This is a genomic window from Paraburkholderia ginsengiterrae (genome assembly GCF_001645125.1).
GTDB classification, from domain to species: domain Bacteria; phylum Pseudomonadota; class Gammaproteobacteria; order Burkholderiales; family Burkholderiaceae; genus Paraburkholderia; species Paraburkholderia ginsengiterrae.
Map to the genome: position 1 here is coordinate 26,421 of NZ_LXKA01000334.1, position 13,417 is coordinate 39,837.

15 protein-coding genes are annotated in these 13,417 nt (G+C 63.3%); 4 read left to right on the plus strand and 11 right to left on the minus strand.

The features are described 5' to 3' along the window. Positions 1-12: 12 nt before the first annotated feature. From prfB to A6V37_RS25860, 3 genes are all read left to right on the plus strand, one after another. A protein-coding gene (gene prfB, locus A6V37_RS25850) for a peptide chain release factor 2 (RefSeq protein WP_100249404.1) occupies positions 13-1,117 on the plus strand; the annotation gives its coding sequence in 2 pieces (ribosomal slippage) (positions 13-93 and positions 95-1,117; 1,104 coding nt in all). A 138-nt stretch (positions 1,118-1,255) separates the two neighbouring features. Then, positions 1,256-2,782 carry a lysine--tRNA ligase gene (lysS, locus tag A6V37_RS25855; RefSeq protein ID WP_064268997.1) on the plus strand — a complete coding sequence of 509 codons (1,527 nt, stop codon included), beginning with the start codon at positions 1,256-1,258 and terminating at the stop codon, positions 2,780-2,782. Positions 2,783-3,125: 343 nt separating this feature from the next. Continuing rightward, positions 3,126-3,887, plus strand: a complete 762-nt coding sequence (locus tag A6V37_RS25860; protein WP_064286454.1) for a glycine zipper 2TM domain-containing protein — start codon at positions 3,126-3,128, stop codon at positions 3,885-3,887. 137 nt (positions 3,888-4,024) lie between these two features. On the opposite strand, the gene iscX is transcribed toward A6V37_RS25860, so the two are convergent. The 10 genes from iscX to A6V37_RS25910 form a co-directional block, all read right to left on the minus strand. Further along, positions 4,025-4,222: a Fe-S cluster assembly protein IscX gene (iscX, locus tag A6V37_RS25865; protein ID WP_007181290.1), complete on the minus strand. Its 198-nt coding sequence runs from the start codon at positions 4,220-4,222 to the stop codon at positions 4,025-4,027. A 15-nt stretch (positions 4,223-4,237) separates the two neighbouring features. Then, on the minus strand, positions 4,238-4,579 hold the full coding sequence (fdx, locus tag A6V37_RS25870; RefSeq protein ID WP_064268968.1) for an ISC system 2Fe-2S type ferredoxin: 342 nt from the start codon (positions 4,577-4,579) through the stop codon (positions 4,238-4,240). Positions 4,580-4,741: 162 nt separating this feature from the next. Next, complete coding sequence (gene hscA, locus A6V37_RS25875) at positions 4,742-6,613, minus strand: Fe-S protein assembly chaperone HscA (RefSeq protein WP_064268967.1); 1,872 nt, start codon at positions 6,611-6,613, stop codon at positions 4,742-4,744. 139 nt (positions 6,614-6,752) lie between these two features. After that, the gene (gene hscB, locus A6V37_RS25880) at positions 6,753-7,280 is read right to left on the minus strand and encodes a Fe-S protein assembly co-chaperone HscB (RefSeq protein ID WP_064268966.1); all 528 of its coding nucleotides are present in this window, start codon (positions 7,278-7,280) and stop codon (positions 6,753-6,755) included. Positions 7,281-7,425: 145 nt separating this feature from the next. Further along, positions 7,426-7,749, minus strand: coding sequence for an iron-sulfur cluster assembly protein IscA (gene iscA / locus A6V37_RS25885; protein WP_064268965.1), 324 nt, complete (start codon positions 7,747-7,749; stop codon positions 7,426-7,428). Between the two features lie 40 nt (positions 7,750-7,789). Then, positions 7,790-8,200 carry a Fe-S cluster assembly scaffold IscU gene (gene iscU, locus A6V37_RS25890; RefSeq protein WP_064286455.1) on the minus strand — a complete coding sequence of 137 codons (411 nt, stop codon included), beginning with the start codon at positions 8,198-8,200 and terminating at the stop codon, positions 7,790-7,792. Between the two features lie 68 nt (positions 8,201-8,268). Then, positions 8,269-9,492: an IscS subfamily cysteine desulfurase gene (locus A6V37_RS25895; protein WP_064286456.1), complete on the minus strand. Its 1,224-nt coding sequence runs from the start codon at positions 9,490-9,492 to the stop codon at positions 8,269-8,271. Between the two features lie 76 nt (positions 9,493-9,568). Next, positions 9,569-10,099 carry a Fe-S cluster assembly transcriptional regulator IscR gene (gene iscR, locus A6V37_RS25900; RefSeq protein WP_006051269.1) on the minus strand — a complete coding sequence of 177 codons (531 nt, stop codon included), beginning with the start codon at positions 10,097-10,099 and terminating at the stop codon, positions 9,569-9,571. A 131-nt stretch (positions 10,100-10,230) separates the two neighbouring features. Beyond that, the gene (locus A6V37_RS25905) at positions 10,231-10,728 is read right to left on the minus strand and encodes a low molecular weight protein-tyrosine-phosphatase (RefSeq protein ID WP_064268962.1); all 498 of its coding nucleotides are present in this window, start codon (positions 10,726-10,728) and stop codon (positions 10,231-10,233) included. Between the two features lie 171 nt (positions 10,729-10,899). Continuing rightward, on the minus strand, positions 10,900-11,151 hold the full coding sequence (locus tag A6V37_RS25910; RefSeq protein WP_064268961.1) for a hypothetical protein: 252 nt from the start codon (positions 11,149-11,151) through the stop codon (positions 10,900-10,902). A 278-nt stretch (positions 11,152-11,429) separates the two neighbouring features. Here A6V37_RS25910 and A6V37_RS25915 point away from each other — a divergent pair, with 278 nt between their 5' ends. Next, on the plus strand, positions 11,430-11,936 hold the full coding sequence (locus tag A6V37_RS25915; RefSeq protein WP_064268960.1) for a hypothetical protein: 507 nt from the start codon (positions 11,430-11,432) through the stop codon (positions 11,934-11,936). A gap of 44 nt (positions 11,937-11,980) precedes the next feature. Here the strand turns inward: A6V37_RS25915 and A6V37_RS25920 are convergent, their stop codons facing one another. After that, positions 11,981-13,396: a lactate utilization protein B gene (locus A6V37_RS25920; RefSeq protein ID WP_064268996.1), complete on the minus strand. Its 1,416-nt coding sequence runs from the start codon at positions 13,394-13,396 to the stop codon at positions 11,981-11,983. Positions 13,397-13,417: the final 21 nt, after the last annotated feature.

Sequence of the window (13,417 nt, forward strand, 5' to 3'; positions counted from 1 at the left end):
TAAAAGATCGACATGGAAGCGGAACGTCTCAACGCGATCGAAGCCTCACTGGCGGACCTGCGCTCTCGCGCGGACTCGCTACGGGGGTATCTTTGACTACGACGACAAGTCACTGCGCCTGATCGAAGTCAACCGGGAACTCGAAGACCCGGATGTCTGGAACGACTCGAAGCACGCCCAGGCCCTCGGCCGGGAAAAGAAGCTGCTCGACGACACCGTCGGCAAGCTCACGTCGCTCGATAACGACCTGCGCGACGCGCAGGACCTGTTCGACATGGCCCGCGAGGAAGACGACGAGGACACCCTCCTCGCCTGCGAATCCGACGCACAAGGCATCGAACAGCGCGTCGCCGACATGGAATTCCGCCGCATGTTCGCCAACCCGGCCGACCCGAACAACGCCTTCTTGGACATCCAGGCCGGCGCGGGCGGCACCGAGGCGTGCGACTGGGCGTCCATGCTGCTGCGCCAGTATCTGCGCTACTGCGAGCGCAAGGGCTTCAAGACCGAAGTGCTGGAACAGACCGACGGCGACGTGGCCGGCATCAAGAACGCCACGATCAAGATCGAAGGCGAATACGCGTACGGCTTCCTGCGCACCGAAACCGGCGTGCACCGCCTCGTGCGCAAGTCGCCGTTCGACTCGTCGGGCGGCCGTCATACGTCGTTCTCGTCGGTGTTCGTGTACCCGGAAATCGACGACTCGATCGAAGTGGACATCAACCCGGCCGATCTGCGGATCGACACGTACCGCGCGTCCGGCGCGGGCGGTCAGCACATCAACAAGACCGACTCCGCGGTGCGTATCACGCACATGCCGTCGGGCATCGTCGTGCAGTGCCAGAACGACCGTTCACAGCACCGCAACCGCGCCGAAGCCATGGCCATGCTGAAATCGCGCCTGTACGAAGCGGAAATCCGCAAGCGTCAGGAAGAGCAGGACAAGCTCGAAGCCGGCAAGACCGATGTGGGCTGGGGTCATCAGATTCGCTCATACGTGCTGGACAATAGCCGTATCAAGGATCTGCGCACCAACGTTGAAATCAGCAACACCAAGAGCGTGCTCGACGGCGACCTCGATCCGTTCATCAGCGCGAGCCTGAAGCAAGGCGTGTAACGCCAACGCGAGCGCAACTGGCGCGGCCCGCACCGCCGCGCCGCGCCGCGCCGCCTCTTTTTATCCGCCTGAGGTTTTTACTGACTGGCTACCCGCATGCGAGCCGCTCCCGCGCGGGCCACCGAATACCAAATCATCATGACCGAATCGACCCAGCCTAATGCCGTGCCCGAAGGCGACGACAACAAGATCATGGCCGAGCGCCGCGAAAAGCTGCGCGAGTTGCGTGAACAAGGCGTCGCCTACCCGAACGACTTCCGCCCCACGCACCACGCCGAAGATCTGCAAGCCCAGTACGAGCATGCCGACAAGGAAGCGCTCGAGGCGAATCCGCTCGAAGTCGCCCTCGCCGGCCGCATGATGCTCAAGCGCGTGATGGGCAAGGCGAGCTTTGCGACCGTGCGCGACGGCTCGGGTCAGATCCAGTTTTTCATCACGCCCGCTGACGTCGGCCAGGAAACGTACGACGCCTTCAAGAAGTGGGACATGGGCGACATCGTCGCGGCACGCGGCGTGCTGTTCCGCACCAACAAGGGTGAGCTGTCGGTGCGCTGCACCGAATTGCGCCTGCTGTCGAAGTCGCTGCGTCCGCTGCCGGACAAGTTCCACGGCTTGGCCGACCAGGAAATGAAGTACCGCCAGCGTTATGTCGATCTGATCGTCACGCCGGAAACGCGCAAGACCTTCCTCGCGCGCACCAAGGCGATCGCGTCGGTCCGCAATTTCATGGCGAACGCCGACTTCATGGAAGTCGAAACGCCGATGCTGCACCCGATTCCGGGCGGCGCGGCGGCCAAGCCGTTCACCACGCACCACAACGCGCTCGACATGCAGATGTTCCTGCGCATCGCGCCGGAGCTGTATCTGAAGCGGCTGGTGGTGGGCGGCTTCGAGCGCGTGTTCGAGATCAACCGTAACTTCCGCAATGAGGGCGTCTCGGTGCGCCACAATCCGGAATTCACGATGATCGAGTTCTACGCGGCGTACACCGATTACAGGTGGGTGATGGACTTCACCGAGCAGCTGATCCGCCAGGCCGCGATCGACGCGCTGGGCACCGCCACGATCACCTATCAGGGCCGTGAGCTCGATCTGGCCAAGCCGTTCCACCGCCTCACGATCACCCAGGCAATCCAGAAGTACGCGCCGCAGTACACGAACGAACAGCTCGCCGACAGCGCGTTCCTGCGCACCGAACTGAAGAAGTTCGGCGTGGACGCGTCGCAGCCGCAATTCCTGAATGCCGGTGTCGGTTCGCTGCAACTGGCGCTGTTCGAGGAAACCGCCGAGTCGCAACTGTGGGAGCCGACCTACATCATCGACTACCCGATCGAAGTGTCGCCGCTCGCGCGCGCGTCGGACAAATTCGACGGCATCACGGAGCGTTTCGAGCTGTTCATCACGGGTCGTGAGATCGCCAACGGCTTCTCGGAGCTGAACGATCCGGAGGACCAGGCGGCCCGCTTCAAAAAGCAGGTCGACCAGAAAGACGCCGGCGACGAAGAAGCAATGTTCTACGACGCGGACTACATTCGCGCGCTGGAATACGGCATGCCGCCGGCCGGCGGTTGCGGTATCGGCATCGACCGTCTGGTGATGATGCTGACCGACAGCCCGAGCATTCGCGACGTGATTCTGTTCCCGCATCTGCGCCGCGAAGACTGATCGTTACGCGACTCGCATCAAACGAGTTGTACACCCCCAAACGCCCGGCTCGATGCCGGGCGTTTTCACTCGTGGCGCGCGAAAAAGCGTGTTGCGCCCAGCTGACGGTTTGTAACCATCGGTAAAAGCTGCACGCCATGCGACCATTGGACGGTCAATGTTCATCGCACGAGCGCTTGCAGGCAAGCGGCGCCCCGCCGCCCGGCGGGAACTTCGACGCGAAGTCATCGCGATGATTGCCGGCAAATCGTTACAAATTGAAACCCTCACGGAATTGATTTGTCCGACACTGTGTTTCTGTAAAAGTCACTAAAAGTCGACTCTGCCAAAGACGGAGGCCAATATGGACAACCCCAACACACAACCCACTACGCAATCCACGCCGCCCGCGCAACCGCGCCGGATTCACCCGCTCGTCGCGACTGCCGCCGGTGCCGTGATCATCGCCAGCCTGGCGGCCACAGCGGCTGTTACGGGCCTGTTCCCGAAGGCGTCCAGCACCGACGCGCAAAACAGTCAGACGCAAGCGGCGCAAGTTTCCACGCAAAGCACCCCGTCGGGCGTCGTCGACTCGGCGACGCCGGCCGGCCCGTCTGCGCAACAGGCTGCGCAGCAGCAAGCCGCACAGCAACAGGCCGCGCAACAGCAGGCTGAACAGCAGCAGCGCGTGCCGACGCAACAACCGCAGCAACAACCGCAATACGCGCAGCAGCAAGCAGCCCAGCCTGCACCGAACTACGCTCAGCAACAGCCGGCACAGCCCGCCTACTGTTCGACGTGCGGCACGGTGGAAGCCATCTCGACCGTGCGTCAGGAAGGCCATGGCACGGGTATCGGCGCAGTCGGCGGCGCATTGGCCGGCGGTGTGGTGGGCAATCAGTTCGGCAGCGGCAACGGCCGTACCGCGATGACGGTGCTCGGCGCGCTGGGCGGCGGCTTCGCCGGCAATTCGGTGGAAAAACACATCCGCAGCACCACGTCTTATTCGGTCCGCGTGCGGATGGAAAGCGGCAAGACGCGCTACTTCACCTACCACGACGCGCCGCCGTTCGCGCAAGGCCAGCGCGTGCGTGTCGAGAACGGCACGCTGGTGGCGGCGGGCTAAGTTCCTCTTCGCGAGACCGCTGTTTTCCGCGGGCGTAAAAAAGGCGATTCCAGTGGAATCGCCTTTTTGTTTGCCGCTGCCGGAGCGTTTGTCACTCGCACACCCCGGCAACATCGAACTACGTCACAACAACGCGCTCAGTAATCCGCGTCTTCAATCCATGCAGCCTGAATCGCCTCGAGGATCTTTTCGTTCGACCGGTTAGGATCGTCGTCGAATCCCTCCAGTTCGGTGACCCAGCGGTGCAAGTCGGTGAAGCGCACCTGTTGCGGATCGATGTCCTGGTGCTTGTCAGTCAGGGCCATCGCGATGTCTTGCGTATCGGTCCACTTCATGGCTGCATCCTCCTGTTAGTGATTTTCCTTCGCGTGATTGATCGAGTAGCGAGGGATTTCGACAACCAGATCCTGCTCGGCCGGCACGATGGCCTGGCATGACAGGCGCGAAGCCGGCTCGAGGCCCCACGCCTTGTCCAACAGATCGTCCTCGTCTTCCTCGGAGGGCGTCAAGGCGGCGAAACCCTCACGCACGATCACGTGACAGGTCGTGCACGCGCAGGACTTCTCGCACGCGTGCTCGATTTCAATGCCGTGCTCGAGCAGGCTGTCGCAAATGCTCTTGCCGGGCACGGCATCGATGACCGCGCCTTCCGGGCACAGTTCGACGTGAGGCAGCACAACGATTTGAGGCATACATTTTCCGTTTGGGTCTGCGGCACGGCGGCCGCAAACAGGCTCCGTACCATTTTACTGGCGCCGCGCGGACTTTTTAAGTCCACGCGGCGCGGTTCGGCTTTTCGACGGCGGGCGATCCTGGCGGCCCGCCTTCCACCGCCGTGAGGCTCTGAACGCGCCTCAGATCTCGTCGAGCTTGCGCCCTGCGAGTGCGCGGCGAATGCCCTTGTTCATGCGGCGAGCGGCGAATTCGTCGGTGCCTTCGGCGAGCTTTTTGGTAGCGGCCTCGATCGCGTCGACGTCCTCGCTTTGCTCGACATTGCGCAACACGACGAGCAGCGCGTCGAGTTCGGCGCGCTCGTTCTCGTCGAGCAGCTCGGCGTCGGCGGCGAGCGCCGCGTCGGTCGCTTCCGCGAGACGGCGCGCTTCGACTTGCGCTTCGCGCAGCGCGCGCGCCCGCATGTCGACTTCAGCCGTCGAGAAGCTTTCTTCGAGCATTCTGGCGATGTCGTCGTCGGCGAGGCCGTACGACGGCTTGACCACCACCGACGCTTCGACGCCCGAGCCCTGTTCGCGCGCGAACACGGACAGCAGGCCGTCCGCGTCCACCTGATAGGTCACGCGAATACGCGCCGCGCCGGCGGCCATCGGCGGAATGCCGCGCAGCTCGAAACGCGCGAGCGAGCGGCAGTCGCTGACGAGCTCGCGCTCGCCTTGCACGACATGGATCGCCATGGCCGTCTGGCCGTCCTTGAAGGTCGTGAAATCCTGCCCGCGCGCGACCGGAATCGTCGAATTGCGCGGAATGATCTTCTCGGTCAGGCCGCCCATGGTTTCCACGCCGAGCGACAGCGGAATCACGTCGAGCAGGAGCCAGTCGTCGCCATCCGCGCCGCGGTTGCCCGCGAGCAGATCGGCCTGAATCGCCGCGCCGAGCGCGACGACCTGATCCGGATCGAGATTGATCAGCGGCGGCTGGCCGAAGAACGACTCGACCGCACGGCGGATCACCGGCATGCGCGTCGCGCCGCCGACCAGCACCACGCCCTTGATCTCTTTGGTCGTGACGCGGGCGTCGCGCAGGGCCTTTTTCGTCGGGCCGAGCGTGCGCTGCACCAGCGCCTCGGTGATCGCCTCGAAAGTGGCCTCAGCGATCGTCAGATCGATCTGAGCGCCGTTCGAGAGGGTTGCCTGCACCTTCGCATCCGGCGCGTCCGACAACGCCTCCTTGGTCACGCGCACGCTGTCCAGCAGCAGGCGCACGTCTTCCGGCGCGAGCGTCTGCGGCGCGATGCCCGCCTGCTCCAGCACGTGGCGATACAGCGCGTGGTCGAAATCGTCGCCGCCGAGCGCGGAATCGCCGCCCGCCGCGAGCACTTCGAACACGCCCTTGGTGAGCTTGAGAATCGACAGATCGAAGGTGCCGCCACCGAGGTCGTACACCGCGTACAGCCCCTCGGAGCCGTTGTCGAGACCGTAGGCGATCGCGGCCGCGGTCGGCTCGTTCAACAGACGCAGCACGTTCAGCCCGGCCAGACGCGCGGCGTCTTTGGTGGCCTGGCGCTGGGCTTCGTCGAAGTAGGCCGGCACCGTGATGACCGCGCCGACCAGCTCGTCGCCGAGCGTGTCTTCGGCGCGCTGGCGCAGCGTCGCGAGAATTTCGGCCGACACTTCGACCGGGCTTTTCACGCCGTCGATGGTGCGGATCTGCACCATGCCGGGTGCGTCGACGAAATCGTACGGCGCGTTTTCGGCGCCCTCCACTTCCGCCTTGCCACGGCCCATGAAACGCTTGACCGAGACGATGGTGTTGCGCGGATCGCTCGCCGCTTCCGCCTTGGCCTTACGGCCGATGCGGCGGCCGCCCTGCTCCAGATAACGCACCACCGACGGCAGCAGCGCATGGCCGTCCGCGTCGGGCAATACGTCGGGCACACCGCTGCGCACAGCGGCAACGAGGGAATTGGTGGTGCCGAGATCGATACCGACCGCCAGACGCCGCTGATGGGGCGCCGGCGCCATGCCGGGTTCGGAGATTTGCAGTAGGGCCATCTGGATCTTCTCGGGGCCGCGAGACCCCGTCCTGAATTTTCGCGTTGCTGGATGTAATGCTACGGCTGTTCTGCTTTATCTGGCGGCGGCTGCTGCGCTCGCGCCGGCGACGCAGAGCGGCCCGCCAGGTTTCAAGCCGCTACGGTTCGAGCCGCTCGATCTGCGTGCCGATTTCCGATGCCACCCGCTCGATGAACATCAACTGCCGCACCGCCTCGCCCGCGGCCTGATTCGCGCCGCTGTCGAGCAAGGCGCCAAGCTTGTCGAAGCGCATGCGCTCTTCGTCGCGCAATTCAATGAGCAAGGCGTCGAGCGCGTCGACGTTTTTCGCCGCGGCCGCGTCTTCGACGCCTTCGCGCCACTCCATCTGCTGCATGAGGAACGCCGGTTCCATCGCCGTGTTGTCGTGCGTGCCAATGTCGATACCGCGCAGATGCAGCAGATACGTGGCGCGCTTCAACGGATCGCGCAGTGTCTGATACGCCTCGTTGGTGCGCGTCGCCCATTGCATCGCGATGCGCTTTTGCGCATCGCCGGCCGCCGCGAAGCGGTCCGGATGCACTTGCGCCTGCACCGTGCGGTAAGCGTGATCGAGCGCTTCTGCGTCGAGCGCGAATTGCGCCGGAAGATGGAACAGGTCGAAGTGGCTGTCGTTCAGCGAGGCCATCGGATAGAAGAAGTCCGTTCAGAAAAGCGCACCGGAGTGCAGTCTAAAAACGCGGCTCAGCAGAGCGGCAGAGGCGAATGCGCGGATGAAACTAAAAAGGCGGCCCGCGCCGCCTTTGATCCGCTGCACGCGGAAACGTCCGGAATCAGACGCGGAACGACTCGCCGCAACCGCACTCGTCCTTCACGTTCGGGTTGTTGAACTTGAAGCCTTCGTTCAACCCTTCACGTGCGAAGTCGAGTTCGGTGCCGTCGATATACGCGAGGCTCTTCGGGTCGACAATGACCTTCACGCCGTTGCATTCGAACACTTCGTCTTCGGGGGCGAGTTCGTCCACATACTCGAGCTTGTAAGCCAGGCCGGAGCAGCCGGTGGTGCGCACGCCGACGCGCAATCCGACGCCTTTACCGCGACGGGTCAGGTACTTCTGGACGTGCTGTGCTGCCTTTTCGGTCAACGTAATTGCCATAGCGTTTCTCATTCACCTAAAACCGCGCTGCAACCGCCGCTTACGCGTGTTGCTTGCTGCCTTCAACCGCTTCGCCGTGACGTTGCTTGTAGTCGGCGACCGCTGCCTTGATCGCGTCTTCCGCGAGGATCGAGCAGTGGATCTTCACCGGCGGCAGCGCCAGTTCTTCGGCGATCTGGGTGTTCTTGATCGACATGGCCTGATCGAGCGTCTTGCCCTTCACCCACTCGGTAACGAGCGAGCTCGACGCAATGGCCGAACCGCAGCCGTACGTCTTGAACTTCGCGTCTTCGATGATGCCGTCCGCGCCCACGCGGATCTGCAGCTTCATCACGTCGCCGCATGCCGGCGCGCCGACCATGCCGGTACCGACAGCGTCGTCGTCCTTCTCGAAGGAACCGACGTTGCGCGGGTTTTCGTAATGGTCCAGAACCTTTTCGCTATAAGCCATGATGACACTCCTTGATTCGTTTCAACCTGCTGATTCGATGAATTCGACGCCGTCCAAACTACGGCGCGTCAGTGCGCTGCCCACTGGATGGTCGAAATATCGATCCCGTCCTTGTGCATTTCCCATAGCGGCGACAGATCGCGCAGCTTGGAAATCTTGGTCTTCAGCAGGTTGATCACATAGTCGACATCCTGCTCGGTGGTAAAGCGGCCCACCGTGAAGCGGATCGAGCTGTGCGCGAGCTCGTCGTTACGGCCCAGCGCGCGCAGCACATAGGACGGCTCCAGCGACGCCGACGTGCAGGCCGAGCCCGACGACACCGCCACATCCTTCACCGCCATGATCAGCGATTCGCCTTCGACGAAATTGAAGCTGATGTTCAGGTTGTGCGGCACACGTTTTTCCATGTCGCCGTTCACATACACTTCTTCGATTTCCGACAGGCCGCGCAGCAGACGATCGCGCAGCATGCGGATGCGCTCGTTTTCCGTCGCCATTTCCTCACGTGCGATACGGAACGCTTCACCCATGCCGACGATCTGGTGCGTAGCCAGCGTGCCCGAACGCATGCCGCGCTCGTGACCGCCGCCGTGCATCTGCGCTTCGATGCGGATACGCGGCTTGCGGCGCACGTACAGCGCGCCGATGCCCTTCGGGCCGTACGTCTTGTGCGCCGAGAACGACATCAGGTCGACCTTCAGCTTCTGCAGGTCGATTTCGATCTTGCCGGTGGCTTGCGCGGCGTCGACGTGGAAAATGATGCCCTTTTCACGGGTGATCTCGCCGATTGCCTCGATGTCCTGAATCACGCCGATTTCGTTATTCACCGACATGACCGACACCAGAATCGTGTCCGGGCGCAGCGCCGCCTTGAAGGCCTCGAGGTCGATCAGGCCGTCGTCCTTGACGTCCAGATAGGTCACGTCGAAGCCTTCGCGCTCGAGTTCGCGGCAGGTGTCGAGCACGGCCTTGTGCTCGGTCTTCACCGTGATGACGTGCTTGCCCTTGCTCTTGTAGAAGTGCGCGGCACCCTTGATGGCCAAGTTGTCCGACTCCGTTGCGCCCGAGGTCCAGATGATTTCGCGCGGGTCGGCGTTCACCAGCGCGGCGACGTTCTCGCGCGCTTCCTCGACCGCACGCTCCGCGTCCCAGCCATACGAGTGGCTGCGCGATGCGGGGTTGCCGAACTGCTCACGCAGGTACGGAATCATCTTGTCCACCACGCGCGGGTCGACCGGGGTCGTCGCGCTGTAGTCCATGTAGATGGGCAGATGGAGAGAGTCGTTGTTCATCAATTGCTCCGGGGACGTCATGTGCTCTGGCTTCTGGTTTCCTGATGAGGCTGCGGTGAATGCTCGCTGCCGCGCCTCAGGAACCGGCCATGTTGAAAACGGAATTGGGTCCTTTCGGCGCCACGCGGACGGGCTCGACCGCCGGCGCCTCGCTGCGCCGGTCGCGCAACACCGCCGGCGCGCCTTCGCGCGAGCGCTGCTGATCGACCAGATCCTTCAGCGAGACCGAGTCGAGATACTCGACCATTTTCTGGTTCAGCGTGGACCACAGTTCGTGGGTCATGCAATGACCGTCGTGCTGTTTGGTGCCCTCGCACGAGCCCTTGCCGCCGCATTGGGTGGCATCGAGCGGCTCGTCGACAGCGATGATGATGTCCGCCACCGTCACGTCTTCGGCGCGGCGGGCGAGATTGTAGCCGCCGCCCGGTCCGCGCACGGACTCGACGATTTCATGACGGCGCAGCTTGCCAAACAGCTGCTCGAGGTACGACAGGGAAATGTGCTGGCGCTGGCTGATACCCGCAAGCGTCACCGGGCCCTGCTCCTGGCGCAGCGCCAGGTCAATCATCGCCGTGACGGCGAAACGGCCTTTCGTGGTGAGTCTCATATGGTGTGGGAACCGCTATTCTCGACAAGTTTGGTCAAGTATAAATACATGAGCGATTTAGTCAAGTATCCATATTGAAATTTGGGTTATTTGCTTAATTCCGAGACAAGGGCGGCGCGCGCTCGCCGGCCCTACGCGAGCAACTGGGGACGCAGGGCCGCAATCAGTCCGCGGCAAGCGGCTTCACACTGATCCAGCACCTGCTCGAAACCTTCAGCGCCGCCGAAATACGGATCGGCGACTTCGCGGGCGCCGCCCCAGCGGCTGTCCGATTCCGGGACGAATTCCATCAGCAGCCTGATCTTGTCGCGCTGCGCGGGTGGGCAAACCTGGCGCAGCCCGGCGACGTTTTTGTCGTCCATCGCAATCAGCAGATCGAAGCGCTCGAAATCCGCCGCGGCGATCTGGCGGCCGCGCAAGGCGGCCAGGTCAAAACCCCTTCGGGCGGCTGCCTGTTGCGCACGCTCGTCGGGTGGTTCGCCGATATGCCAGTCGCCCGTCCCGGCCGAATCGACCAGGATGCGCTCTGCAAGCTTCGCCTCGCCGACCAGTTGGCGCATCACGCCTTCCGCCGTCGGTGAACGGCAGATGTTCCCGAGGCAGACAAAGCAGATCGACACGGTTTTCATCAGAGGCTTTTCAGGCGCGTTAGACGCATGGGTCAACGGTTAGCAAACGGGTGCCGCGATTATACAAAGCTCGTCAAAATCTCGCCGGACGCCGGGCCGGCGCGCGGCGGCGCGGCCCAAGGGCATAACGTCGGCCGACACCGGCCGCCATCGCTACGCCCTGCTGCAGAATCAACTACTCACCGCCGACGCATCCGCAAGGGGCATCGCCTTCGGGGACCGCATGGGCTTGGCCGGCAGCGCCGAGCTTTCGTCGATCATGCCGTACGAGACGGCGCGAGCGAGTTCAGCCGTCAGCTGATCAGCGGCGAGCGGAGTCTGCGGGGGGCGCGAAGCGGCATCGCCGCACAGATGCAGGAACGCAGCCGCGGCAAGCGGCACAACAATGGCAAGGGGCCAGTACACCGATATTTTCTTTCTCATGATGGCATTTCTTCCGATTAGGAGTCTGTGAGCTAGCAACTCACTATGACCAGTTGAAATGCTATAGAAATACGCAATCAGGAAAAACCCACTGGCGCGAGATACATCGTTGCTCCGAATGGAACAGTCAATTAATCGCGTGGAGGCGCACGACGCGGAGTGCTTGCCGAAGCACGTCGTGGCACGAAAAAGAAATCCTTACAAACACATACAAAGCTCACGCGACGGACGGCGATAATAGCGGTCTCACCGACATACATTTCGCACTGGTCGATCTCATGAAATGCTTCGCGCCCCTCGCCAGCCTTGCCGTTGCCGCCCTGCTCAGCGGCTGCGCGGTGTACCCGGACGGCACGCCGATGTACGGTAACGGCGGCGGCTACAGCGGCTATCAAGACTACGACGGTTACGCCACCGGCGTGCCGGTCGTGCCGCAAACCAACGTCTATATGGGCTATGGCAATTACTACGGCCCGGGCTACTACAACGGGCCGGGAGGTTACTACGGGCCGAGGGGCTATGACGGCTACCCGGACAGGGGCCACCCGAACAATGGGAACGGCAACTGGCACGGCGGGCCGCCGCCGCAACCGCAAAGCGCGGTGAGCGGCCCGCGCGGGCCGAGCGGATCGAGTGCGCCGCGCCCGGGAGCGGGCAACCCGCCGCCTCCGCCTCCGCCACAACAGGCAGGCAATGGAGGTAACCGCGGCAATGGCAACGGCAACAATGGCTCGCAGAGGGGAAACTGGACTAGCCGTCCGTCGGGCAGTCCGACGGAACATTGACCCGGAGAGGCGCGGGCCGCGCGAGAACCGCGGCCGCCGCCTGCTTAGCCGATATGGCTGCGTTGCGCTGCGTATAGCTCCCTGAACGTGCGGCCGACCGGGGCCGGCATATCGCGCGTCCCCGTCCAGCCCGCTCCACCCAACGGCAGCCGGGCAATCGAACGATTCCGACCGCCCATGCGCTCCAGCACCCGTACGGCAAGCTTGGTGACGAGCGCATACGCATCCGGATGCAGCGCCAGAAAGCCCCATACCGCGAGTCCCAGACGCTCCTTCCAGGGCCGCAGATGCCGCTCCACCTGTTTCTCGCGCAGCTTGCGCAACAGATCGGATAACGGAATGCCGACCGGACACACGCTGTTGCATTCACCGCACAGCGTCGCGGCCTGTGGCAAATCGAGCGCCTTGTCGAGCCCGACATAGCTCGGCGTCAGCACCGAACCCATCGGACCCGGATAGACCCAGCCGTACGCGTGGCCGCCCACCTTCTGATACACCGGGCAATGATTCATGCACGCGCCGCAACGGATGCATCTCAGCATCTCCTGAAAATCGCCGCCGATCAGCCCGGTACGCCCCCCGTCGACGAGCACCACATACATATGCTCGGGACCGTCCTGATCCTGCTCGCCGCGCGGCCCGGTCAGCACCGAAAAATAGTTCGACGTGGCCTGCCCGGTCGCGGAACGCGGCAACAAACGCATTGCCGTGGCCAGATCTTCCAGCGTGGGCAACACTTTCTCGATACCGGTGACGGCCACGTGCACGCGCGGCATCACGGTGCACATGCCCTCGTTGCCCTCGTTGGTGACCAGCACGACCGAACCGGTCTCCGCCACCACGAAGTTGCCGCCAGTCACGCCCATATCCGCCGTCATGAAGTGCGGGCGCAGCATCTCGCGCGCTTCCCGCGTCATGTCGGTGATCTCGGTCAGGCGCGGCCGACCATGCGTTTTCGCGAACAGGTCGGCGATTTCGTCCTTATCCTTATGAACCACCGGCGCAATGATGTGGCTCGGCGGCTCGTTGTCGTTGATCTGCAGGATGTACTCGCCCAGATCGGTCTCGATCGACTGCACGCCCATTTGCCCGAGCACCTCGTTCAGGCGCATTTCCTCGGTGACCATCGACTTGGTCTTGATCACCTTCTTCACCTCGTGCCGGCGCGCAATGTCACCGACGAGCCGGGCGGCCTCAGTAGTCGTCTCGGCAAACAGCACCGTCACGCCGCGCCGGGCCGCTTCGCGCTCGAAGGTTTCCAGCCACACATCGAGATTCTCCAGCGCGCGATTGCGGCGCTCCTTCAGCGCCGCGCGGGTAGCGGGAAAATCGATCGCGGTCATAGCCGTGGCGCGGGCCGACACGAACTTGGTCGACAGCTTGGTGAGGTTCTGCTGCAGACGCTGGTCGGCGAGCTTCTGACCGGCGCGTGCCTTGAATTGCATCGATTGGACTTGCATGGCGGCCTTGTGCGGATTCGG

What these genes read in the sequence shown, in the direction of transcription:
- lysS (WP_064268997.1), top strand. Translation starts at nt 1,256, where the DNA reads ATGACCGAATCGACCCAGCCTAATGCCGTGCCCGAAGGCGACGACAAC.
- A6V37_RS25860 (WP_064286454.1), top strand. Translation starts at nt 3,126, where the DNA reads ATGGACAACCCCAACACACAACCCACTACGCAATCCACGCCGCCCGCG.
- iscX (WP_007181290.1), bottom strand. Translation starts at nt 4,222, where the DNA reads ATGAAGTGGACCGATACGCAAGACATCGCGATGGCCCTGACTGACAAG.
- fdx (WP_064268968.1), bottom strand. Translation starts at nt 4,579, where the DNA reads ATGCCTCAAATCGTTGTGCTGCCTCACGTCGAACTGTGCCCGGAAGGC.
- hscA (WP_064268967.1), bottom strand. Translation starts at nt 6,613, where the DNA reads ATGGCCCTACTGCAAATCTCCGAACCCGGCATGGCGCCGGCGCCCCAT.
- hscB (WP_064268966.1), bottom strand. Translation starts at nt 7,280, where the DNA reads ATGGCCTCGCTGAACGACAGCCACTTCGACCTGTTCCATCTTCCGGCG.
- iscA (WP_064268965.1), bottom strand. Translation starts at nt 7,749, where the DNA reads ATGGCAATTACGTTGACCGAAAAGGCAGCACAGCACGTCCAGAAGTAC.
- iscU (WP_064286455.1), bottom strand. Translation starts at nt 8,200, where the DNA reads ATGGCTTATAGCGAAAAGGTTCTGGACCATTACGAAAACCCGCGCAAC.
- A6V37_RS25895 (WP_064286456.1), bottom strand. Translation starts at nt 9,492, where the DNA reads ATGAACAACGACTCTCTCCATCTGCCCATCTACATGGACTACAGCGCG.
- iscR (WP_006051269.1), bottom strand. Translation starts at nt 10,099, where the DNA reads ATGAGACTCACCACGAAAGGCCGTTTCGCCGTCACGGCGATGATTGAC.
- A6V37_RS25905 (WP_064268962.1), bottom strand. Translation starts at nt 10,728, where the DNA reads ATGAAAACCGTGTCGATCTGCTTTGTCTGCCTCGGGAACATCTGCCGT.
- A6V37_RS25910 (WP_064268961.1), bottom strand. Translation starts at nt 11,151, where the DNA reads ATGAGAAAGAAAATATCGGTGTACTGGCCCCTTGCCATTGTTGTGCCG.
- A6V37_RS25915 (WP_064268960.1), top strand. Translation starts at nt 11,430, where the DNA reads ATGAAATGCTTCGCGCCCCTCGCCAGCCTTGCCGTTGCCGCCCTGCTC.
- A6V37_RS25920 (WP_064268996.1), bottom strand. Translation starts at nt 13,396, where the DNA reads ATGCAAGTCCAATCGATGCAATTCAAGGCACGCGCCGGTCAGAAGCTC.